The following is a 22,464-nucleotide window of genomic DNA, read 5'->3' as shown; positions in this document are numbered from 1 at the left end:
GCAAGTTGTGTGCCGCGTGCCCTGACGCGGGTTGCCGGTCAGGGTTGAGTCGCCAGCTCGGTGTTCTCGAAAAACAGCTGGCGTGCCTGTTCCAGGCTGATCTCGCTGCGGTAGAACGCGGTTTTCTGTGCATTGTTCAGGCGCGTTGGACTGTCGGCAGCGAGGCCCACGCGGTGTTCCTCCACGGTTTTGAGGCGCGCACTGAGGTATGCCTTGGCCGGAATCCAGCTGGTGCTGTAGTGAAAGTGTGCATACCAAAGCACTTGCTGGGTGCCGCGTTCGCTGATGGTGTACTCGTCCAGGTAGTCCGGACGCAGGCTTTTCACGCGGCGACGAGTCTGGGTTTTCTTGATGCTGATCGCGTTATGGCTTTTGAGCCATTGCACCGCCGCCACCGTCGGCGGGCGCTGCTTGAGCAGTTTTTCCACGTGCACGTTGCTTTGCCGGTAGAGATTTTCAGCCGCCGCATTCAGCGCTTTGTTAACCGTGCTGGCCGACAGGTTCGAGCTGCCTGTCGCATTGCTGCGGGTCAACGCCGTGTCGATGGCGGCCATGGCCTTTTCCAGTTGCAGGGCGCGGTGGTGATACAGGTGTTCGATGCCGATGGGTGTGCGGTCTGCCTGGGCGGCATGGGTTTCGGCGCGTTGCAGGAAAGCGGGCAGCGTGTCGAGCAGGTCCTGGCCGTTGACGATGCTCTGTAGCAAATCCACCACCGGTGGACTGTGGGGGGGTGTTTTCAGGCGCTCGACCCATATGCCCTGGTTTTTTTCATGGTAGGTCGCGACCACTTTATGCGTCAGCGGCGAGCGAATATCCACCAGGCCGGTTTCCTGCCCGACATCCGATAGGCGCGGTTCACCGATCAGCAAGCCACTGTAGCGGGTGCGGATGAACTTTTTCTGCGGCCGGGGCGGGGTCGGGAGCGGCGTGGGGCGGTTTTTCAGGATAGTGCGTTCGGCACTGAGCAAGGCCAGGTTGCTGATCGCACGCCGGTTGAACGCGGCAAATTGCTCGCGCAGGCCTTGGACGGGGGCCTGGATGGCGTGATCGGCGTATTGCTCGGTGAAGTCCGTCAGGCGCTCATCAAGCAACTGGAACTGTTCCACCAGGCTGCTCAAGGTGTCGATGCGTTCATCGAGGCGGCTGTCGCTGTGTTCGCGCAAGGTGTCGCGCAGGCATTGCAGGGCCACATCGGCGCTGTCGACAATCTGGTCGATGGTATGCCAGGCTTCCGGCAGGCTGGCAAGGGTATCTTTGGGCAGGCACAGGTTGCGCGCCATGGTCACTTGCAGGGCTTTTAGATCATCGACACTGTAGGCCGGCAAAGTGCCCTGGGTCGTACTGATCAGCCGGGTGCCGTCCTTGGCCAGTTTCTGCAGTTCAGTGAAGCGGGTCTGCATGTATTCCAAGTGCGTGAGCATTTCCTGGCTCAGGGTATTCATGCGCTGGGCTTCTTCAATGTAGCGATCCTGAGGCTCGTCGGCCTGGCGTTCAATCAGGTCCAGCACCGACCGCAGCGCGGGGGTGAACTCGGTCATGGTTTCGCGGATGCCGGCGCTGGTCAGTTCGGTCTGGGCCTTGACGTAGTTGAGGGCTTTTTGCGGGTAGTCCGGTAATGGCGCATGCAGGTTCAGCTCTTTGAGGTTCTGCAAGGCACTTTCGTAGTCTTCGCTCTGGGTGTGCAGTTTTTGCAGGTATTGGCGCCGCTTGGCGGCGGTCGATGTGGAAGGGCCGGGCTCTGACATGGCCCTGTGTGCCTGCTGCAATTCATCCTGGGCCTTTTTCTTCTCGGCCTCGAAATCGCTCAACTGTTTGCGCAACATCTCGGCGCGCTTTTGCGCGAGGGTCTGGGCTTTGCTGATCAAGCGCTTGGGGCCGCCACCGCGCAGGCGCAGGCGCGTATCGACAAACCAGGCACCCAGGCGGTTGCTGATCAGCGGCGGTCCGGTGCGACCGGGGCGCTTGGGGTCGACGATAATCACGCTGTCGTTTTCATCGACGCGCACCTGGAACCAGCGCGCACCCACCAGGGCATAGTAGTCGTGACCGATCTGGCACAGATGCTGGAGGGGACCGGTGGTGCTGATGGGGTCGCCCAGGGCGGCGGGTTTTTCCACCTTGAAGCTGTCGAGTACGATGCCCAGGCGCGCAGGCGAGCGGTTCACCGCGCCGCTGGTGTGCACCGGGCGCGTATGGCTTTCGGCCAGTTGCTCGGGGGCGACAGTCGCCAGCTTGACCACCGCCGGTACGGGTTTGAGCAACGAGCGGGGTGGCGCCTGGGGCGTGCTCGCCTTACCAGTGCGGCGTGGCGCGTTACGGCTCACACAGTGCAACGCGATCGCCACGCCGAGGTTCAGCAGCAGATCGGTGAAGGCGGCCCAGGCGGCTTGTTCATCCGGTTGCTGCTGCGCATCGGCAACCGCCTGCAACTGCTCCATGATCTGCCAGATCCACGCGGCGGCGCCCACCGCACCGCCGAGAAACGGCAAGGTGCTATTGAAGATCAACCAGCCAGCGTGTTTGAAGCTGGCCCAGCGCGCCTCGACATTGGACACCGATTGCCGGTCTGCCAGCTCTACCAAGGCATTGGCGTTGGCCTTGAACAAGGCGGCGAACGGCTCGCCATTGAGCGGCGGCTCGCCTAAAACGATCGGCCCGCCCATGGTCCAGGCCTTGAGTGGGTCTACCAGGAAGTCCACCACCGCCCAAGGCGACGGCAATGCGCCGGGAAACACATAGCGGGCGTAGTCACTGCGCACGTCGTCAGGCAACCACGCCAGCACCGATTCGCGCAGGCTGGTGGATTGCTGGATGGCATACAGCAAGTTGCTGGGTGAAGGGTATTGGCTCAGGGGTTGGTCCAGCAGCGGCCGGTACAACAGGCAGGGCCCGGCTGAAGGGTCTTGCGGGGCGATCACGAACATATTCGCCACCACATCCTGCGAGTTATCCAGCCGCCGCGTGGGGGAAAACGCCAGTGGCCGTATGACGATCGGATAGCCATCCACCTGGCGGTCGGCCACCTCGTCTGCCATCACCGCGACCACGTAGCGGTAGCCACGCTCGTCGATCCCGGCTTCCCCGCGGATCTTGCATTGCAGTGCCAGCAACGGCAGTTGCACGCGCAAGTGCTGGCTGTAGAGCTGCTGGCGCTGGGCGCTGACCTGCGGGTCGTCGAGCAGTGTGGTTTTGATCAGGGCCGGGTAGGTGCGACCGATATCGACTTGGGTGATCAGGTTTTTCACATACTCAATGGTCAGCCAGTCGGGCAGGTCCTGGCCGCCTTTCGGGCGCAGTGCGCGGGAGCCCCAGGGCAGGGCGATAAGGTTTTGCAGGGCCAGGTCCACAAGGCTGAACACTGAAGTTTCAATCTGTCCAGGCACCACGAATGTGCCCCACATCACCGGGCGTTGCACCACGATGTCAAAGCGGTCGAGCATCAGGTGGGTGGCGTCGGGATGCTCCTTGAGCATCTGTGCCTGAAGCTGCTCCTGAGCGTATTGGCGGATCGGCACGATGCCATCCTGATAAGACGCCCCTGCATTGCGGTTATTGAGGGCCGCGAGGTCCTTCATATGCCGCGAATAAGCGATCAGGTCCGAGGTGGGCGCCACGCTGAGCCAAGCCGGCAAGGCCTGCTGGAACCACTGCGGACCTGGGCCCTTGCCCGCAAGCTCGGTGCTGGGCGGCGCGGCAAGCGGCGCATCGCTGGCATCGTCCAGCAGGGTGGCAAAGTCGATGGCGCCGATGGCCTTGATCTGGAGCGTCACCAGTTCGCAGGCCAGGTAGTCGAAAAAGTCCCCCTCGGGTTCGACCAGGCGCCACTGGATTTTCGTGTGGTTCTTGGACGGATCCACCCAGTCGAGGACTTGCCCGCCCAACTTGGCCAGCGAGGTGTAGCGGTGATAGCCGAGCAACGGCGAATAGGAGAGGATGATTTCCTGTTCCTGCTGTTTGCCGATCAGCACCGTGATCAAGTGATCGTCCAGGTGGTGCGCGGTGCCGTCGGGGTCCACGCCATCGATGTCCAGCACATAGGCGCGGGTGGCGTAGGAGTTTTGGCTTTTTCGATAGGCCAGGTCTGGCGCGAGGGACACCTGGCGCGCGATCAGGCAATCGTCCTTGCTCCAGCCCGGTGCCTGCTCCACGTTCCACACGCTGCGCAGCGTGTCGGCCAGCTCATACCAGTGAGCGGCGCTGCTGCCGGTGGGCTGGTTCCAGAAATCCAGTTGCCGCTGCTGATAGGCCCGCAGCATCACTGGTGCCAGCAGGTTGAGGATCCTTGCGATGTCCTGGATGCGCACCGGCAGGTGCAACGCCGGCTCGACGATGGGTTGTTGCGTGAGGAAATGTTCGCCTTCGATGTACAGGGCAGGCACCCCCGACACCGCTTGGCGCTCGAGGATATCGGTCAGTGCATGGTAGTGGGTGGGGCCGGTGAGCACCTGGTCTTCGGCGATTTTCCAGGTGGCCGTGCCGACCATGGCAATGTCGGGGTTGATGTCCAGGTGCGGGTAGCGTTCCTGCAATTGTTCGCGCAGCAGCAGGGCGGCGACTTCGCGAAAGGCGGGGCCGATGGACAGTTGGGTGAGCAGGGCGGCGGCGGCGTTGTGCCGTTGAGGGGCGGTGGAGCTGGCGGCGGGCATGGCAAGTCCTGGTGAGCGAGTGATGGCAACGCCCGAGGTCGTGCCTCGGGTGCTGCCATGCTAGAAATCGCTCGGCCAGGCTTGGCGGTGTTTATGTACGGCGGCGGGTCAGCCCAGTTCGCCGCACAGGTTGGTTTCCACCAGGCTTCGAGTCTCGTCGGACGACAAACCGCTGCCGATCAGTGCATTGAGCTTGCCGAAGGCCGCTTCGCGGGTCATGCCGCCACCGGACAGCACGCCCACGCCGCGCAAACGGCTGCCGGCTTCGTAGACATCCAGTTCCACGCCGCCTTCATGGCATTGAGTGACCGCAACCACCACCACTCCCTGGTCCTGCGCACGCTGGAGGCTGGCGAGGAACCCAGGGTTATCGCTTGGCCCGGTGCCGCTGCCGAAGCACTCCAGGATCAACGCCTGAATGCCGCTGCCGATCACTGCGTCCAGCACCGCCGCGTCGATACCCGGCACCAGCGGCAGTACGCCGACCGTGGCGAGGCCCTTGGCTTGGCGATACTCCAACGCAGCAGGCAAGGCGGTGGCGCGCGGCACACCGCCCTGGCGTTGCAAGGCGGCGAAGGGATGGCGCCCGAAGCTGCGGATCTTCGCGCAGCGCGTCGGGTCCATCAGCGCGCCATGGAAGTACAAGTGCACACCTGGCGCCAAGCCTTTGCCCAAGGCTTGCAGCGCGCCGCTGACGTTTTCCCAGGCATCACTGTCGGGCACGCCGGCGGGCAGCATCGAGCCGGTGAACACCACCGGTGCCGGCAGGCCCAGCAGTTGGAAGCTCATGGCCGCCGCACTGTAGGCCAGGGTGTCGGTACCGTGCAGGATCAATACGGCATCGCAGCCTGCGTCCACGGCCTCAACGACGGCGGTGCGCAGGCGCTGCCAGTAGGCGGGGGTCATATTGGCGCTGTCGATCAGCGGTGACATTTCCAGAAAGCGCCACGTCGGCACCTGCGCGTCGGCCAGTTGCTCGCGCATGCGCGCTTCGAAACCGGATGCCGGGGCCAGGCCGTTGGCGCTGGCCTGCATGCCGATGGTGCCGCCGGTGTAGAGCACCATCACGTTGTTGGCTGATTGCATCGAAGATTCTCCTGAACGAAAAACGCCGCCGGGCCCAGAGCATGCCCAAGGCCGGGCGGCGTGTCATCTCTCTAGGCTTAGCGTTGCGGTTGAGCGTTCAGTTCAGCCGACGCTTGAGCCGCTGGCTCGGACTTCACCGGGTTGGCCGGCCAGGCCTTGCGGTCCAGGTCCAGGTCAGGGAACTGGCTGGAATCGAACACCGGGGTCTTGATGCCCGCCGCGCGCTGGTTGTCGTAGTCATTCAAGATGCGCATGGCGATCTTGAACAGGAACGCCAGGGCGAACAGGTTAACGAACGCCAGCATCGTCATGGTGATGTCGGCGAAGGCGAACACGGTGCCGAGGTTTTCGATGGAACCCCAGAAAATCAGCACCAGCACCAGCGCGCGATAGCCCATCAACACCTTGCGGTTGTTGCCGACCAAAAAGCGCAGGTTGCTCTCGCCCAGATAGTAGTTGTACATGATCGAGGTGAACACGAACAACGCCAGGGCCACCGAGATGAACATGCGGCCCCAATCGCCGACCACGGCGGCCAGGGAGTTCTGGGTCAGGGCAATGCCGTCGCCTTCAAAACCTGGGGTGTAGAAACCGGAAAGCAGGATCAGCAATGCCGTACAGGTGCAGATCACGAAGGTGTCGAGGAACACGCTGAACGCCTGGACCACGCCTTGGGCAATCGGGTGTTCCACGGAAGCCACCGCCGCCACGTTAGGCGCACTGCCCAAGCCGGCTTCGTTGGCGAACACGCCGCGTTTCACACCCATGATGATCGCGCTGCCTACCAGGCCACCGAAGGCTTGGTCGAGGCCGAAGGCACTCTTGACGATGGTCGCGAGCATGGCTGGCACGTGGTCGAATTGCAGCACGATCACGTACAGGGTTACCGCGATGTAGACCAAGGTCTTGACTGGCACCAGCAGGTCGGCGATCGAAGCGATGCGCTTGATCCCGCCGATGAACACCAGGCCCAGTAATACTGCCAGCGCCAGGCCGGTGTAGGTGGTGTCCAGGCCAAAGGCGTTGTTCAGCGAGTGCGTCACGGCGTGCGCTTGCAGGCCGTTGAAGGCAAAGCCGAACGTCACCAACAGCAGGAACGCCATGACCATCCCCAACCAGCGTTTTTGCAGGCCGTGCTGGATGTAGTAAGCCGGGCCGCCACGGTAGGTGCCTTCGGCGTCGGTGCGTTTGTACAGCTGGCCGAGGGAGCACTCGATGAAACTCGACGACATGCCCACCAACGCGGTGACCCACATCCAGAACACGGCGCCCGGGCCACCGAGGGTCACGGCAATGCCGACACCGGCAATGTTACCGGCACCCACACGGCCGGCCAGGCTGAGCATCAGCGCCTGGAACGAGCTGAGCTGGCCCGAGCTGCTCTTGAGGCTGTCTTTAAACACCGAAAACATGTGGAAGAAGTGACGCAATTGAACGAAACGCGAGCGAATCGTGAAATAACCGCCGAGCCCGACAATGAGCACGATCAGTACTTTCCCTGAGAGGAAGTCGTTGATGACTTCGAGCATGGAGTGTTCCTCGCTGATTTTTCTAATGGCAAACGCAGGACGGTTCAACGCCGTCGCATCGCACCAGGCAGTGCGCGACAGTTCGACCCCAATCCTTTTGCGGGTTGTTATTCATGCGGTTTCGCGCTGTTTGAGGGCCTCGTTACCGACGGCCGCAGACGCGAGAGGGGCGGCACTATACCTAGGCGAACGTGATTCGTCTGCTCGGGCTGATTAAAGGTTTCAGCCACGCAGTGGCGGTCAAGGTGGGTTTGCAGGGCGATATTGGAGTTTTTATGGGCGTCATTTCGCAACCTCAAGGCAAAAAAAAGGGCCTGAAGAACGAGCCTTCAGGCCCTCAAAAGGTGAGAGGTGTCTAGTCCCTCAACCTGGTGAGCGGTGCAACAAACGCTTAGGCCTTCAACGGGACCAAACGTGGGGCAATCATGTTTTCGGGGCGCAGGATGTCGTCGAGCATGGCGTCGTCGAGCAAGCCTTCTTCGCGCACCAGTTCCAGCACGCCACGCCCGCTTTCAAGGGCGATACGTGCGATGCGGGTAGCGTTTTCGTAGCCGATGTAAGGGTTCAGCGCGGTGACCAGGCCGATGGAATGCTCCACCAGTTCGCGACAGCGGGCTTCGTTGGCGGTGATGCCGACGATGCAGTGCTCGCGCAGCATGTCCATGGCGCGTTGCAGCAGGCGGATCGAGTCGAAGATCTTGAAGGCGATCAGCGGCTCCATCACGTTCAGTTGCAGTTGGCCGCCTTCGGCTGCCATGGTCAGCGCCAGGTCGTTGCCGATGACTTGGAACGCGACCTGGTTAACGGCTTCCGGAATGACCGGGTTGACCTTGCCGGGCATGATCGAGCTGCCTGGCTGGCGTGCCGGCAGGTTGATTTCGTTGATGCCGGTACGTGGGCCGCTGGACAGCAGGCGCAGGTCGTTGCAAATCTTCGACAGTTTCACTGCGGTACGCTTGAGCATGCCGGAGAACAGCACGAACGCGCCCATGTCGGAGGTGGCTTCGATCAGGTCGGCGGCCGGTACGACCGGCTGGCCGCTGATCACGGCCAAGCGTTGTACCGCCAGGGCCTGGTAGCGCGGGTCGGCGTTGATGCCGGTACCGATGGCGGTGCCGCCCAGGTTCACTTCGGTCAACAGCTCCGGTGCCAGGGTTTTCAGGCGTGCGAGGTCTTCACCCAGGGTGGTTGCGAAGGCGCGGAATTCCTGGCCGAGGGTCATTGGCACGGCGTCTTGCAATTGGGTGCGGCCCATTTTCAGCACGTGGCTGAACTCGACGCCCTTGGCAGCGAACGCCTGGATCAGGCTATCGAGGCTGGCCAGCAGCGCGTCATGGCCCAGCAGCAGACCCAGGCGGATCGCGGTCGGGTAGGCGTCGTTAGTCGACTGCGCCATGTTCACGTCGTTGTTCGGGTGCAGGTACTGGTATTCGCCCTTGTTGTGGCCCATGGCCTCCAACGCGATGTTGGCGATGACTTCGTTGGCATTCATGTTGGTTGAAGTGCCGGCGCCGCCTTGAATCATGTCCACCACGAACTCTTCGTGGAAATCGCCGCGGATCAGGCGGGCACAGGCTTCGCTGATGGCAGCGTGCTTGGCTTCGCTGAGCTGGCCCAACTCGCGGTTGGCGTCAGCGGCTGCTTGCTTGACCATTGCCAGGCCGACCACCAATTTCGGGTAATGCGAAATCGGAACGCCCGAGAGGCGGAAGTTATTCACCGCTCGCAGGGTCTGGATGCCGTAATACGCTTGGGCAGGTACTTCGAGTACGCCAAGCAGGTCTTTTTCTGTGCGGAATGATGCAGCGGAGGACATGACGGAAATCATCTCGATAGGGACCCGGAACAGGCCGGAACGCTGCGAATGCTAGGCGTGTAGACGTTTTTGGGCCAATGCTGTTAAACACTGGCCTATGCACAAACGGCATAATGCGCGTGTGACCCAGCTATGATGGCGGGCGTGTGTGCCAAAATGGTGCGTACCCGTGGGAGGAAGTGATGAACCTTGAGAGCAAATGGCTGGAAGACTTCAGCGCCCTGGCGGCAACGCGCAGTTTTTCCCAGGCGGCAGAACGGCGCTTCGTCACCCAGCCGGCGTTCAGCCGACGCATCCGCAGCCTGGAAGCCGCGCTGGGCCTGACCTTGGTCAACCGCTCCCGCACCCCCGTGGAGCTGACGGCGGCGGGGCAGTTGTTCCTGGTCACCGCGCGCACAGTGGTCGAGCAGCTCGGTGAAGTGCTGCGCCATTTGCATCACCTGGAAGGCGGGCAGGGAGAGGTCATGCAAGTGGCGGCCGCTCACTCCCTGGCATTGGGTTTCTTCCCACGTTGGATCGCGCAACTGCGCAACGAAGGCCTGAACATCGCCACGCGGTTAGTCGCCACTAACGTTGGTGACGCCGTGCACGCCCTTCGCGAGGGCGGCTGCGACCTGATGCTGGCGTTCTACGACCCCGATGCCGCCATGCAAATGGATGCCGAAATCTTCCCGTCGCTGCACTTGGGCAACACCGAAATGCTCCCGGTGTGCGCCGCCGATGCCGACGGCAAACCGTTGTTTGACCTGGAAGGCGAGGGCAGCGTGCCGTTGCTGGCCTACAGCGCCGGTGCGTTTCTCGGGCGTTCGGTGCACTTGCTGCTGCGCCAGCGTGCGCTGCGCTTTACCACGGTTTACGAAACCGCCATGGCGGACAGCCTCAAAAGCATGGCCTTGGAAGGGTTGGGTATCGCCTGGGTGCCGCAGCTCAGCGTGCGCGCTGAACTGGCGCGCGGGGAATTGGTGGTGTGCGGCGGGCCGCAATGGCACGTGCCGCTGGAGATTCGTTTGTATCGCTGTGCGTTGGTGCGCAAGGCGAACGTGCGGTTGTTGTGGCGCAAGTTGGAAGGTGGCGCGGCGCAAGGCACCTGAGAGCGACGAACATCAAATGTGGGAGCGGGCTTGCTCCCACATGATTCTCCAGCGCCTTGGACTGACTCATAAGTCAATAAAACCGCCACTTTGCGCCGCTAGACAGATGGTCATCCAAGGGGCTGTTTATCTTAATTATTACGGTATACTGCGCGGCCTTCGGCCGGTCCAACCGGCCCAATTTCGTACAACAAGCCACGCCGGATTTCCCGCGTGGCTTGTTGTTTTTTGACGCGCCCGCGGGCGCCCAGAGAGAAGAGGCACGACGATGAGTGCATTGGTTGGCGTGATCATGGGCTCCAAGTCCGATTGGTCCACCCTTAGCCACACCGCCGATATGCTGGAAAAACTCGGCATTCCGTACGAAGTGAAGGTGGTCTCCGCCCACCGCACCCCGGATTTGCTGTTCCAGTATGCCGATGAAGCAGAATCCCGTGGCATCGAGGTGATCATCGCCGGTGCCGGCGGTGCAGCGCACTTGCCAGGCATGTGCGCGGCCAAGACGCACCTGCCGGTACTTGGTGTGCCGGTGCAGTCGGCGATGCTCTCGGGCGTGGATTCGCTGTTGTCCATCGTGCAGATGCCAGCCGGCATTCCGGTGGCGACCCTGGCGATCGGCAAGGCCGGCGCGATCAACGCCGCTTTGCTGTCCGCCAGCATCCTGGGCGCCAAGCACCCGCAGTTCCACGCGGTGCTGAAAAAATTCCGCGCTGAGCAGACAGACAGCGTGCTGGACAATCCAGACCCACGTATCGCCTGAGGTTGTTGACGATGAAAATCGGTGTAATCGGTGGCGGCCAACTGGGCCGCATGCTGGCCTTGGCGGGCACCCCGCTGGGGATGAACTTCGCTTTCCTGGACCCGGCGCCGGACGCCTGCGCGTCCGCCTTGGGTGAACACCTGCGGGCTGACTACAGCGACCCGGACCACCTGCGTCAGCTGGCCGACGAAGTCGATCTGGTGACCTTCGAGTTCGAAAGCGTCCCGGCTGAAACCGTAGCGTTCCTGTCGCAGTTCGTGCCGGTCTATCCGAGCGCAGAAGCCTTGCGCATTGCCCGCGACCGCTGGTTCGAGAAAAGCATGTTCAAGGACCTGGGCATTCCGACCCCGGCCTTCGCCGACATCCAGTCCCAGGCAGACCTGGACGCCGCTGTCGCCAACATCGGCCTGCCGGCCGTGCTGAAAACCCGCACCCTGGGTTATGACGGCAAGGGCCAGAAAGTCCTGCGCACTGCCGCCGATGTGGTCGGTACCTTTGCCGAATTGGGCAGCGTCGCGTGCCTGTTGGAAGGCTTCGTGCCGTTCACCGGCGAAGTCTCGCTGATCGCTGTGCGTGCCCGTGATGGCGAAACCCGCTTTTACCCGTTGGTGCACAACACCCACGACAGCGGCATTCTCAAGCTGTCCGTGGCCAGCACCGATCACCCGTTGCAGGCACTGGCCGAAGATTATTCCAGCCGTGTGCTCAAGCAACTGGACTATGTGGGCGTGATGGCGTTCGAGTTCTTTGAAGTCGACGGTGGCCTGAAGGCCAACGAAATCGCCCCGCGCGTGCACAACTCCGGGCACTGGACCACCGAAGGTGCCGAGTGCAGCCAGTTCGAAAACCACCTGCGGGCGGTTGCGGGCTTGCCGCTGGGTTCCACGGCCAAGGTCGGCGAAAGCGCCATGCTCAACTTCATCGGTGTGGTACCGCCGGTTGAGCGTGTGATTGCGATCGATGACTGCCACCTGCATCACTACGGCAAAGCCTTCAAGGCCGGGCGCAAGGTCGGTCACGCCAACCTGCGCAGCAAGGACCGCGCGACGCTGCAAGCGCAGATCCTCAAGGTCGAAGCGCTGATCGCCGAGCAATAAGCCGAGGGGCGGCGGGAACCATTGGTCACCGTCGTCTCTCTGATTGCAGGATGCTAAAGCCTGGCTAGGCTTTGGCATGACTCACATTCAATCAGAGGGAAATGCCATGGGTATCATCGGAACCATCTTCATCGGCTTGATCGTCGGTCTGCTCGCGCGTTTCCTCAAGCCTGGCGACGACAGCATGGGCTGGATCATGACCATCCTGTTGGGTATCGCCGGCTCCCTGGCCGCTACCTACGGTGGTCAGGCACTGGGTATCTACCAGGCGGGTCAAGGCGCAGGCTTCCTCGGTGCCTTGGTCGGCGCCATCGTGCTGCTGGTGATCTACGGCCTGATCAAAAGAAAGTAATCAGCCGACAAAGTCCTCTGCGCTGCGCAGGCGCAGAGGGCTAGAATGCTCGGCACTTGTACTTGCCGAGCTTCTCCATGCGCCGTCTTCTATTGACTCTCCTCTTGCTGGGCCCTGGCCTGGCACACGCCGGCGAACTGCCGGAAACCGACTGGCTCGACCTGATGCCGCTGTCGGATCAAAAAGCCCTCGAAGCCATGCCCGAGATCGACCACAACTCGCCCGAAGCCCAAGGCACCTTTACCGACAAAGGCGGCTTGAAACAAAGCAAAGGCTTGCCGGCGGTGATGTATTCCACCAAGACCGTGGCGGCCATGAACGGCAAGAACATCCGCATCGGCGGTTACCCGGTGCCGTTGGAAACCGACGCCAAGGGCCGCAGCACGCTGTTCTTCCTGGTGCCGTATCCGGGCGCGTGTATCCATGTGCCGCCACCGCCGCCTAACCAATTAGTGTTGGTGCGTTATCCCAAAGGGCTGAAGCTGGACGATATCTACACGCCGCTGTGGGTCACGGGCACGTTGAAGGTGGAGAAGGTCAACAACGATTTGGCCGACGCCGCCTATGCCCTGGATGCGGGGAAGGTGCGGGTGGTGAAGGAATCTGATCTCTAGGGCTCAACACCAATCAGTGTGGGAGCTGGCTTGCCTGCGATAGCATCGGCTCGGTATCACTGATACGCCGAATCTTCTGCATCGCAGGCAAGCCAGCTCCCACATTTTGATCAGCGTTTACAGGGCGATACCGGCGATGCTCACGCCCAGCGTGTGGCTTTCACCGGGTGCCAGGCTTACCACATCATCCAGCACATTCGCTGTTTCGATGCACAGCATGCCTGTCCAGCCATCATCAGCCATGTCATCAAAGGCTTTGGCACGCTCGGTCCAAGGGTTCCAGATCACGGTCGACTTCGAACCCTGGCTGGTGAGCTGGATGCGGCGCTGCCAGTCGTTATCGATGATGCTCAACTGCGCTGGTGTATCCAGGTAGATTCGGTCGGTCTCGCCGGTGAAGTGCAGCAGCCCGAATTGCTGTTTTGTGCTCCAGCCGTCGGCGGTATCGATATACGCCGATCCGTCCAGCCCTTCGACCTGCACGTTGCGCACATCGCTCACGGCGAAATAGGTGTGCAGCGCCTGGCTGAAGGTCACGGTGTGAGTGCCACGGTTGTGGCTGGTGAGGCGGATATGCAGTTGGTCGTCGAGCAGCAGGCTCAGCCTCAGGTCGACTAGATGGGGCCAGCCAGGGAAGCCGCCCGTAGGTACTGGCAGCACCAGGTCAACACGCAATGCCTCGCCTTCAAGCTCGGTGCCGGCCAATTCCCAGCGTGCCGTGCGCGCAAAACCGTGCGCGCCGGCAGGCTGATCGCCTTGACGCATCGCCTTGACGCTCTGGGGGTTGCGGTCGAATACGCCAAACCACGGCCAGCACACTGGCACACCGGTACGAATGCCTTTGCCTTGCTTGAACACCGCGTCAGGGTTCGGCCAGATCAGCGGCTGCTCGCCGTCGCGTCCGTAACTGAAGATATGTGCACCCTGTTGGGCCACCATCAGTTCGGCGCCGTTGTGGCGGATGCGCCAGCAATCCAGCTCGTCGATTTTCGCGGTCTCAACGTGGGGCGTAGGCATAGCAACACTCTTCAATGGCAGGCAATGGGGCAATTGACCGTCAAAACCGTGTGAGGTTTAACGCGCGCGTGACGGTACCGAACGCGTACGGCCGCTGCCATCGATGGCGACAAACACGAATACGGCCTCGGTGACCTTGCGCCATTCGCTGGACAGCGGGTCGTCGCTCCACACTTCGACCATCATCTGGATCGAGCTGCGGCCGATTTCCAAGGCCTGGGTATAGAAGGAAAGCTGCGCGCCCACCGCAACCGGCACAAGGAACGCCATGCGATCAATCGCCACGGTGGCGACACGCCCGCCTGCGACCTTGCTGGCCATGGCGGTGCCGGCGAGGTCCATCTGCGCGACCAGCCAGCCGCCGAAGATATCGCCGAAACCGTTGGTTTCACGTGGAAGCGCGGTGATTTGCAGGGCGAGATCGCCTTGCGGGATTGGATCTTCTTGTTCGAGTTCGATCATGCCGAGGGCCTCTGACCCGTGACGCTTCATGGGTATTTCAAGTGGATAGCCGTCTTATGGAAAAACGTTTCAGCACCAACATACACCGCGTGATGCGTTTCTCGTAAGGCGTACTAAAGGGAAACTCTGCCAAATCGGCTGGACGGCACCCAACAACGTTTTGGCACAGCAGCCCCTCAAGACTGCGGTTCTTGCGCCTGTAAGGGCCGAGTATATCGGGACCCTGGCGCCACGACGACCTCTGGGGGCTCATTTGGTCGGCAATTCGCGGCTGTATGGGGGCTTTTTGTGGCAACTGTGCTTCTGGTGTGCTTTTCCGGGCGATTTGCTATCTTGCCGAACCTGCTCCGGCCCTGCCAACACCTCGGGCTTGCCGTTCTGACTAATAAGAGAAGCCTTGCCATGTCCTCCGTGCCCGCAAGCAGTGCGCAACCTTCGCGCCCGCTGACCCGCAACGACTACAAAACCCTGTCGCTGTCTGCCTTGGGCGGGGCGCTGGAATTTTATGATTTCATCATTTTCGTGTTTTTCGCCACCGTGGTCGGAAAACTCTTCTTCCCCGTCGACATGCCCGAATGGCTGCGCATGATGCAGACCTTCGGCATCTTCGCCGCGGGCTACCTGGCACGCCCGTTGGGCGGCATCATCATGGCGCACTTCGGTGACCTGCTGGGTCGCAAGAAGATGTTCACCCTGAGCATCTTCATGATGGCCGTGCCGACCCTGATCATGGGCCTGCTGCCGACTTACGCACAGATTGGCCTGTGGGCCCCGGTCCTGCTGCTGTTGATGCGCATCATCCAGGGCGCAGCCATTGGTGGCGAAGTACCAGGCGCTTGGGTGTTTGTCTCCGAGCACGTACCACCACGCCATATCGGCTATGCCTGCGGCACCCTGACCAGCGGCCTGACCGCCGGCATTTTGCTGGGTTCGCTGGTGGCCACCGCCATCAACACGCTTTATAGCCCGGAGCAGGTCTCGGATTACGCCTGGCGGATCCCGTTCCTGCTTGGCGGTGTGTTCGGCCTGCTGTCGGTGTACCTGCGCCGTTGGCTGCATGAAACACCGATCTTCGCCGAAATGCAGCAACGCAAGACCCTGGCCGCCGAGCTGCCATTGCGCGCCGTGCTGCGCGACCACCGTGGCGCCATCGTCTTGTCGATGCTGCTGACCTGGCTGCTGTCGGCCGGCGTCGTGGTGGTCATCCTGATGACCCCGACCGTGCTGCAAACCGTCTACCACTTCAGCCCGACCGTGGCGCTGCAGGCCAACAGCCTGGCCATCGTCACCCTGAGCCTGGGTTGCATCGCCTCGGGCGCCCTGGCCGACCGCTTCGGCGCTGGCCGCGTGCTGATCAGCGGATGTGCGCTGTTACTGGCGACTTCCTGGACGCTGTATCACAGCCTGATGGCCCACCCGGACTGGCTGTTCCCGCTGTACGCCTTGACCGGCCTGTTCGTAGGCACCATCGGCGTGGTGCCATACGTGATGGTCAAAGCCTTCCCGCCCGTGGTGCGCTTCAGCGGGTTGTCGTTCTCCTATAACGTGGCCTACGCCGTGTTCGGCGGGCTGACGCCGCTGGCCGTGTCGCTGTTGATGAAAGAAAGCCCGATGGGCCCGGCCTACTACGTTGCCGCGCTGTGTGTGATGGGGATGGTAGTGGGTGGGTATCTGTGGAAGCGCGCCCGCTGATTGTTTGATAACGATCGCTCCCACGGCCTGCGTGGGAGTGATGGCCGTTCCTCGCTTTATCCCCTCCCTTGCCAATAGTGGCCTTTCATCTAACTGTCACATTCCCGACATAGAGTGTTCACACGGCCTCCTGATACTTGGCCCCGATCCAATTATCCCTATCTGCTAGGAGCAAGGCATGAAACTGAAACGTTTGATGGCGGCAATGACTTTTGTCGCTGCTGGCGTTGCGACCGCCAACGCGGTGGCCGCTGGTGTTGATCCGGCAATCCCGGCTTACGTTAAGACCACTGGTGTGTCGGGCAACTTGTCCAGCGTTGGTTCCGATACCCTGGCTAACCTGATGACCCTGTGGGCCGAGGGTTACAAGAAGGAATACCCGAACGTCAACATTCAGATTCAAGCTGCCGGCTCCGCTACTGCGCCACCTGCGCTGACTGAAGGCACCTCCAACCTGGGCCCGATGAGCCGCAAGATGAAGGACACCGAACTGGCCGCCTTCGAGCAGAAGTACGGCTACAAGCCAACCGCTATCCCGGTTGCCGTGGATGCCTTGGCTGTATTCGTGCACAAGGACAACCCGATCCAGCACCTGACCATGGAACAAGTCGACGCCATCTTCTCCTCGACTCGCCTGTGCGGTGGCAAAGCCGACGTGAAAACCTGGGGTGACCTGGGCGTGACCGGCGACCTGGCTAACAAGCCAGTACAACTGTTCGGTCGTAACTCGGTGTCCGGCACCTACGGCTACTTCAAAGAAGAAGCCCTGTGCAAAGGCGACTACAAGCCAAACGTGAACGAACAACCAGGCTCGGCTTCGGTCGTGCAGTCGATCAGCTCCTCGCTGAACGGCATCGGTTACTCGGGCATCGGCTACAAGACCGCCAGCGTGAAAACAGTGGCCCTGGCCAAGAAAGGCAGCACTGAGTTCATCGAAGACAGCGAAGAAAACGCCCTGAACGGCAAATACCCGCTGTCGCGCTTCCTCTACGTTTACGTCAACAAAGCCCCGAACAAGCCTCTGGCTCCGCTGGAAGCTGAGTTCGTGAAGCTGGTGCTGTCCAAACAGGGCCAGGAAGTTGTAGTGAAAGACGGCTACATCCCACTGCCAGCCAAAGTCGCCGCCAAGGCACTGGCTGACCTGGGTCTGAAAGAAGGCAACTGATTGCCTCTGCGGGGCCGGCCTGCCGGCTCCGCATCCGAATTTTCCAATCCGCTGCCAGCTATGCTTCGCGGCGGATTTGTTGCGTCACTGCACTGTCATCTTTCTGTCATACAGGATCGCTAGGGTGTGCGCATGAATGATCTGGCCAATTCCACCATGACGACGACTTCTCCCCCCAAGCGCATTGATTTCAATACGCCTGAGCTGCAACGCAAACGCCGCATTCGCGCGCTCAAGGACCGACTGACCCGTTGGTATGTACTGGTCGGCGGCCTCGCTGTCCTCGGCGCCATCACCCTGATTTTCTTCTTTCTTGCTTATGTCGTCGCGCCCTTGTTCCAGGGCGCCTCATTGACCAAGGAAGACGCACTGACCCCGGCCTGGATCCAGGACGCCGGCAAGCCGCTGATGATCTCCCTCGAAGAACAGAACCAAGTTGCCATGCGGGTTTCCGACAAGGGCCAGGCGCTGTTCTTTGATGTGGCGACGGGCGCCGAACTCAAGCGTGTCGACCTGCCCCTGCCCGCCGGCACCAGCGTTGCGTCCATCGGTGAAGACCAACCCGGCAGCCCGCTGGTGATCCTGGGTTTGTCCAACGGCCAGTCCCTGGTGTTCCGCCACACCTATAAGGTGTCCTACCCGGACGGCAACAAAACCATTTCGCCTGCAATCGAATACCCCTACGGTGAAACCCCGATCGTGCTGGATGACGCCGGCCGTCCGTTGGAGCACGTCGCCCTCAATGCCACGGACTCCACCTTGGTAGTCGCCGGTTCGGCCGGTTCGCACTTGAACGTGCTGTCCCTGAGCCGCGAAGAAAACATGATGACCGGCGAAGTCACCAGTGAGCAGAAGCGTATCGAGCTGCCGCAAATGACTGAGCCCGTGAAGGCGATCTTCATCGACCCACGCCAGCAGTGGCTCTATGTGATTAACGGCCGTGCCCTCGCCGATGTATTCAGCCTGCGCGACAACAGCCTCAACGGTCGCTACAAGCTGCTGGAAGACGGCAACGCTGAAGTCACCGCCAGCACTCAGTTGGTGGGTGGTATCTCGCTGATCATCGGTAACTCCAAGGGCGGCCTGGCCCAGTGGTTCATGGCCCGTGACCCGGATGGCGAGCAGCACCTCAAGCAGATCCGCACCTTCCAGATGGGCACCACGCCTATCGTTGAAATTTCCGCTGAAGAGCGTCGCAAAGGCTTCACTGCCCTCGATGCCTCCGGCAAGTTTGGCGTGTTCCACAGCACCGCGCACCGCACGCTGCTGGTTGACCCGGTCGTCGACGGACAAGGCGTGTATGGCCTGTCGCCCCGCGCCAACCGCGTGATCGTGGAAGCCGGCGGTAAGTTGCAGCCGTTGATGCTGGACAACCCGCACCCGGAAGTCTCCTGGAGCGCGTTGTGGAGCAAGGTCTGGTACGAAAACTACGACGAGCCTAAATACGTCTGGCAATCGACCGCCGCCAACACCGACTTCGAACCCAAGATGAGCCTGGCCCCGCTGACCTTCGGCACCTTGAAGGCTGCGTTCTACGCCATGCTGCTGGCTGCGCCGCTCGCCGTTGCCGCGGCGATCTACACCGCTTACTTCATGGCTCCGAGCCTGCGCCGCAAGGTCAAGCCGGTGATCGAGCTGATGGAAGCCATGCCGACGGTGATCCTCGGCTTCTTCGCCGGCCTGTTCCTGGCGCCGTATGTGGAAGGGCATCTACCGGGGATTTTCAGCCTGCTGATGCTGTTGCCGATTGGCATCCTGGTCGCCGGCTTCGTGTTCAGCCGCCTGCCTGAGTCGATCCGCCTGCGCGTTCCCGATGGTTGGGAAAGTGCGATCCTGATCCCGGTGATCCTGTTTGTGGGTTGGCTCTCGCTGTACATGAGCCCCTACCTGGAGACCTGGTTCTTTGGCGGTGACATGCGTATGTGGATCTCTCACGACCTAGGCATCACCTACGACCAGCGCAACGCCCTGGTGGTCGGTTTGGCCATGGGCTTCGCGGTGATCCCGAACATTTACTCCATCGCCGAAGACGCTGTGTTCAGCGTGCCGCGCGGCCTGACCCTGGGCTCCCTGGCCCTGGGCGCCACCCCGTGGCAGACCATGACGCGCGTGGTGATTCTGACCGCCAGCCCGGGCATCTTCTCGGCGCTGATGATCGGCATGGGCCGCGCTGTCGGCGAGACCATGATCGTGTTGATGGCCACCGGTAACACCCCGGTGATGGAAATGAACCTGTTCGAAGGCCTGCGCACGCTCGCGGCCAACGTCGCGGTGGAAATGCCCGAGTCGGAAGTCGGCGGCAGTCACTACCGCGTGCTGTTCCTCTCGGCGCTGGTGCTGCTGTTGTTCACCTTCATCATGAACACCCTCGCCGAGCTGATCCGTCAGCGTCTGCGCAAGAAATACTCGTCGCTTTAAGAAAGGTAGAAGTCTGTGAAACAGAACTCCCTGAATGGATGGTTCAAGAGCGGCGCCCCGGGCGTCTGGATCAGCGGTGGCGCGGTGTCCATCGCGGTCATCATGACCATTGGTTTGCTGGCTGTGATTGCGGTGCGTGGTTTGGGCCACTTCTGGCCAGCCGACCTGATCCAGGCCAACTACACCGTACCGGGCCAGGCCAATCACATCGTCATCGGCGAAGTGGTGCAGAAAGAAGAAGTACCGCGTGAGCGCCTGAAAAGCGCTGGCCTGCCCGTGCCGGACCAAGGCCCGGAATTCATGACCCGCGAGCTGATCAAGGTCGGCAACCGCGACCTGAACGGCAACGACTTCACCTGGATCGTCGGCGAGTGGCTCAAGGACCAGACCACGCCTGCGAACCTGATGACCATCGAGCGGCGTGAGTGGGGCAACTTCTACGGCACGCTGGTCAACGTCAAACAGGATGGCAAGGTCATCGCCGAAGGCGAAGCTGCGTGGCCAGAGCTGCAGGCCCGTGTCGACCGCGTCAACAAGCTGGCTGTCCAGCTCAAGACCCTGGAGAAGTCCGACATTGGCGCGATCAACGCCGGCCTTGAACGCATCCGCCTGCACGGTCGCAAACTGGAGCTGGAAGGCAAGCTCGACGCCGCCGCCCAAGCCGACATGGACGCTGACCGCGCCGAACTGAATGCCCGTTACCAAGACATCGAAGCACGCTTGGCCGACCTGCATGCCCAGTTCAACCGCGACTCGCTGACCGCCCGTGACGGCAACGGCAAGGAAGTGGAAATCGGCATCGGCAAAGTGGTGCACGCCTACCAGCCTAACGCCATGGGCACGATGACCAAGATCGGCTTCTACTTCAGCAAGGTCTGGGAATTCCTCAGCGATGACCCGCGGGAAGCCAACACCGAAGGCGGGATCTTCCCGGCCATCTTCGGCACCGTGATGATGACCCTGATCATGGCAATGATCGTGACGCCGTTCGGCGTGCTGGCGGCGGTGTACCTGCGTGAATACGCCAAGCAGAACACGTTGACGCGCATCATCCGTATCGCCGTGAACAACCTGGCCGGCGTACCGGCCATCGTCTACGGCGTGTTCGGCCTGGGCTTCTTCGTGTATGTATTGGGTGGCTCGGTTGACCGCCTGTTCTTCGCCGAAGCCCTGCCGGCGCCGACCTTCGGTACGCCGGGCCTGCTTTGGGCTTCGTTGACCCTCGCGCTGCTGGCGGTGCCGGTGGTGATCGTGGCCACCGAAGAAGGCCTTGCGCGGATTCCTCGCACCGTACGTGAAGGTTCCTTGGCACTCGGCGCGACCAAGGCGGAAACGCTGTGGAAGATCGTGCTGCCGATGGCCAGCCCGGCGATGATGACCGGCATGATCCTCGCCGTGGCCCGCGCCGCCGGTGAAGTGGCGCCGCTGATGTTGGTCGGTGTAGTGAAGCTGGCCCCGTCGCTGCCGCTGGACGGCAACTATCCGTACCTGCACCTGGACCAGAAGATCATGCACCTGGGCTTCCATATTTATGACGTCGGCTTCCAGAGCCCTAACGTCGAGGCGGCACGGCCACTGGTGTACGCCACCGCCTTGTTGCTGGTGCTGGTGATCGCCACGCTCAACTTGTCGGCGGTGTGGATCCGTAACCACCTGCGCGAAAAATACAAGGCGTTGGACAGCTAAGCGGGCCGGACACGGTCAATGTGGGGGCTGGCTTGCCTGCGATGCAGACGACTGGGTTTAGCAGGTACACCGCGGTGATGCCATCGCAGGCAAGCCAGCTCCCACAGGGGCCAGCGCCAGACACAGATTTTTGAGTAAACCGCCCCGGCGGTTCAACGAAACGAATTGGTAGCACAGGGAGCATCCCATGCAACAAGACACCCATTCCCACGGCATCAACATGTCTGCCCTGGGTCGCGACAAGCAGAGCCTGAGCCTGGCCCAGGAAACCGTGGCCATCGAAGTGCCGGGCCTGAGCCTGTACTACGGTGAAAAGCAGGCGCTGTTCGACGTCAGCATGAACATCCCCAAGCAGCGTGTGACCGCCTTCATTGGCCCGTCGGGCTGCGGCAAGTCGACGCTGCTGCGCACCTTCAACCGCATGAACGACCTGGTCGACGGTTGCCGCGTGGAAGGTGCCATCAACCTCTACGGCACCAACATCTACCGCAAGGGCGAAGACGTGGCCGAGCTGCGTCGTCGCGTGGGCATGGTGTTCCAGAAGCCCAACCCGTTCCCCAAGACCATCTACGAAAATGTGGTCTACGGCCTGCGCATCCAGGGCATCAACAAGAAGCGCATTCTCGACGAAGCGGTTGAGTGGGCACTCAAGGGCGCGGCGCTGTGGGACGAGGTCAAAGACCGCCTGCACGAGTCGGCACTCGGCTTGTCCGGCGGCCAGCAGCAACGTTTGGTGATCGCGCGCACCATCGCGGTGGAACCGGAAGTGCTGCTGCTCGACGAACCTTGCTCGGCACTCGACCCGATTTCGACGCTGAAGGTTGAAGAGCTGATCTACGAGCTCAAGTCCAAGTTCACCATCGTCATCGTGACCCACAACATGCAACAGGCGGCGCGGGTTTCCGACTACACCGCGTTCATGTACATGGGCAAGTTGGTGGAATTCGGCGATACCGATACCCTGTTCACCAATCCGGCGAAGAAGCAGACCGAAGACTACATCACCGGTCGCTACGGCTAGGACGCTGTGGTT

General features: G+C 61.6%; 16 protein-coding genes. 10 read left to right on the top strand and 6 right to left on the bottom strand.

Translation table 11 applies throughout. From position 1 onward, the window contains the following. Positions 1 to 38 precede the first annotated feature (38 nt). From HU722_RS00485 to aspA, 4 genes are all read right to left on the bottom strand, one after another. Complete coding sequence (locus HU722_RS00485) at positions 39 to 4,646, bottom strand: sbcc family protein (RefSeq protein WP_186754423.1); 4,608 nt, start codon at positions 4,644 to 4,646, stop codon at positions 39 to 41. A gap of 108 nt (positions 4,647 to 4,754) precedes the next feature. Next, positions 4,755 to 5,732, bottom strand: a complete 978-nt coding sequence (locus HU722_RS00480) for an asparaginase (protein WP_065891302.1) — start codon at positions 5,730 to 5,732, stop codon at positions 4,755 to 4,757. Positions 5,733 to 5,809: 77 nt separating this feature from the next. After that, positions 5,810 to 7,261 (bottom strand): alanine/glycine:cation symporter family protein, encoded by a 1,452-nt coding sequence (locus HU722_RS00475; protein ID WP_065875520.1) that lies wholly within the window; start codon positions 7,259 to 7,261, stop codon positions 5,810 to 5,812. 391 nt (positions 7,262 to 7,652) lie between these two features. Continuing rightward, complete coding sequence (aspA, locus tag HU722_RS00470) at positions 7,653 to 9,077, bottom strand: aspartate ammonia-lyase (protein ID WP_025854459.1); 1,425 nt, start codon at positions 9,075 to 9,077, stop codon at positions 7,653 to 7,655. A gap of 182 nt (positions 9,078 to 9,259) precedes the next feature. Between aspA and HU722_RS00465 the strand changes: the two genes are divergently transcribed. The 5 genes from HU722_RS00465 (at position 9,260) to HU722_RS00445 (ending at position 12,991) form a co-directional block, all read left to right on the top strand. Next, positions 9,260 to 10,168: a LysR substrate-binding domain-containing protein gene (locus tag HU722_RS00465; protein ID WP_065875519.1), complete on the top strand. Its 909-nt coding sequence runs from the start codon at positions 9,260 to 9,262 to the stop codon at positions 10,166 to 10,168. Positions 10,169 to 10,436: 268 nt separating this feature from the next. Further along, positions 10,437 to 10,928, top strand: a complete 492-nt coding sequence (gene purE / locus HU722_RS00460; RefSeq protein ID WP_003176980.1) for a 5-(carboxyamino)imidazole ribonucleotide mutase — start codon at positions 10,437 to 10,439, stop codon at positions 10,926 to 10,928. An 11-nt stretch (positions 10,929 to 10,939) separates the two neighbouring features. After that, positions 10,940 to 12,025, top strand: a complete 1,086-nt coding sequence (locus HU722_RS00455) for a 5-(carboxyamino)imidazole ribonucleotide synthase (protein WP_065875518.1) — start codon at positions 10,940 to 10,942, stop codon at positions 12,023 to 12,025. Between the two features lie 106 nt (positions 12,026 to 12,131). Then, positions 12,132 to 12,377 (top strand): GlsB/YeaQ/YmgE family stress response membrane protein, encoded by a 246-nt coding sequence (locus HU722_RS00450; protein WP_003231726.1) that lies wholly within the window; start codon positions 12,132 to 12,134, stop codon positions 12,375 to 12,377. Between the two features lie 77 nt (positions 12,378 to 12,454). After that, a complete protein-coding gene (locus HU722_RS00445; protein ID WP_010207590.1) occupies positions 12,455 to 12,991 on the top strand; it encodes a DUF3299 domain-containing protein in 537 nt (178 codons plus the stop codon). 117 nt (positions 12,992 to 13,108) lie between these two features. Here the strand turns inward: HU722_RS00445 and HU722_RS00440 are convergent, their stop codons facing one another. Together HU722_RS00440 and HU722_RS00435 are read right to left on the bottom strand one after the other, a co-directional pair. Next, a complete protein-coding gene (locus tag HU722_RS00440; protein WP_065875516.1) occupies positions 13,109 to 14,008 on the bottom strand; it encodes a D-hexose-6-phosphate mutarotase in 900 nt (299 codons plus the stop codon). A 57-nt stretch (positions 14,009 to 14,065) separates the two neighbouring features. Then, positions 14,066 to 14,470, bottom strand: coding sequence for an acyl-CoA thioesterase (locus HU722_RS00435; protein WP_003176975.1), 405 nt, complete (start codon positions 14,468 to 14,470; stop codon positions 14,066 to 14,068). 402 nt (positions 14,471 to 14,872) lie between these two features. On the opposite strand from HU722_RS00435, the gene HU722_RS00430 reads away from it, so the two are divergent. The 5 genes from HU722_RS00430 to pstB all read left to right on the top strand — a co-directional run bounded on the left by HU722_RS00430 (position 14,873) and on the right by pstB (position 22,452). Then, entirely contained in the window at positions 14,873 to 16,162 is a 1,290-nt protein-coding gene (locus HU722_RS00430; RefSeq protein ID WP_065875515.1) for an MFS transporter, read from the top strand. A 178-nt stretch (positions 16,163 to 16,340) separates the two neighbouring features. Further along, positions 16,341 to 17,327, top strand: a complete 987-nt coding sequence (locus HU722_RS00425; protein ID WP_049710887.1) for a phosphate ABC transporter substrate-binding protein PstS — start codon at positions 16,341 to 16,343, stop codon at positions 17,325 to 17,327. A 384-nt stretch (positions 17,328 to 17,711) separates the two neighbouring features. Beyond that, complete coding sequence (locus HU722_RS00420; RefSeq protein ID WP_175403037.1) at positions 17,712 to 19,745, top strand: ABC transporter permease subunit; 2,034 nt, start codon at positions 17,712 to 17,714, stop codon at positions 19,743 to 19,745. A 15-nt stretch (positions 19,746 to 19,760) separates the two neighbouring features. After that, the gene (pstA, locus tag HU722_RS00415; RefSeq protein WP_065875513.1) at positions 19,761 to 21,431 is read left to right on the top strand and encodes a phosphate ABC transporter permease PstA; all 1,671 of its coding nucleotides are present in this window, start codon (positions 19,761 to 19,763) and stop codon (positions 21,429 to 21,431) included. 187 nt (positions 21,432 to 21,618) lie between these two features. Further along, on the top strand, positions 21,619 to 22,452 hold the full coding sequence (gene pstB / locus HU722_RS00410; RefSeq protein WP_049710890.1) for a phosphate ABC transporter ATP-binding protein PstB: 834 nt from the start codon (positions 21,619 to 21,621) through the stop codon (positions 22,450 to 22,452). Positions 22,453 to 22,464: the final 12 nt, after the last annotated feature.

It is taken from the genome of Pseudomonas tritici (assembly GCF_014268275.3).
Taxonomy (GTDB): Bacteria; Pseudomonadota; Gammaproteobacteria; order Pseudomonadales; family Pseudomonadaceae; genus Aquipseudomonas; species Aquipseudomonas tritici.
The sequence above is the reverse complement of the archived record's forward strand: the minus strand, read 5'-3'. Positions and strand labels throughout refer to the sequence as shown.

Excerpts from the sequence above, each read along its gene's own strand:
- HU722_RS00485 (WP_186754423.1), bottom strand. The coding sequence starts at position 4,646 with ATGCCCGCCGCCAGCTCCACCGCCCCTCAACGGCACAACGCCGCCGCC.
- HU722_RS00480 (WP_065891302.1), bottom strand. The coding sequence starts at position 5,732 with ATGCAATCAGCCAACAACGTGATGGTGCTCTACACCGGCGGCACCATC.
- HU722_RS00475 (WP_065875520.1), bottom strand. The coding sequence starts at position 7,261 with ATGCTCGAAGTCATCAACGACTTCCTCTCAGGGAAAGTACTGATCGTG.
- aspA (WP_025854459.1), bottom strand. The coding sequence starts at position 9,077 with ATGTCCTCCGCTGCATCATTCCGCACAGAAAAAGACCTGCTTGGCGTA.
- HU722_RS00465 (WP_065875519.1), top strand. The coding sequence starts at position 9,260 with ATGAACCTTGAGAGCAAATGGCTGGAAGACTTCAGCGCCCTGGCGGCA.
- purE (WP_003176980.1), top strand. The coding sequence starts at position 10,437 with ATGAGTGCATTGGTTGGCGTGATCATGGGCTCCAAGTCCGATTGGTCC.
- HU722_RS00455 (WP_065875518.1), top strand. The coding sequence starts at position 10,940 with ATGAAAATCGGTGTAATCGGTGGCGGCCAACTGGGCCGCATGCTGGCC.
- HU722_RS00450 (WP_003231726.1), top strand. The coding sequence starts at position 12,132 with ATGGGTATCATCGGAACCATCTTCATCGGCTTGATCGTCGGTCTGCTC.
- HU722_RS00445 (WP_010207590.1), top strand. The coding sequence starts at position 12,455 with ATGCGCCGTCTTCTATTGACTCTCCTCTTGCTGGGCCCTGGCCTGGCA.
- HU722_RS00440 (WP_065875516.1), bottom strand. The coding sequence starts at position 14,008 with ATGCCTACGCCCCACGTTGAGACCGCGAAAATCGACGAGCTGGATTGC.
- HU722_RS00435 (WP_003176975.1), bottom strand. The coding sequence starts at position 14,470 with ATGATCGAACTCGAACAAGAAGATCCAATCCCGCAAGGCGATCTCGCC.
- HU722_RS00430 (WP_065875515.1), top strand. The coding sequence starts at position 14,873 with ATGTCCTCCGTGCCCGCAAGCAGTGCGCAACCTTCGCGCCCGCTGACC.
- HU722_RS00425 (WP_049710887.1), top strand. The coding sequence starts at position 16,341 with ATGAAACTGAAACGTTTGATGGCGGCAATGACTTTTGTCGCTGCTGGC.
- pstB (WP_049710890.1), top strand. The coding sequence starts at position 21,619 with ATGCAACAAGACACCCATTCCCACGGCATCAACATGTCTGCCCTGGGT.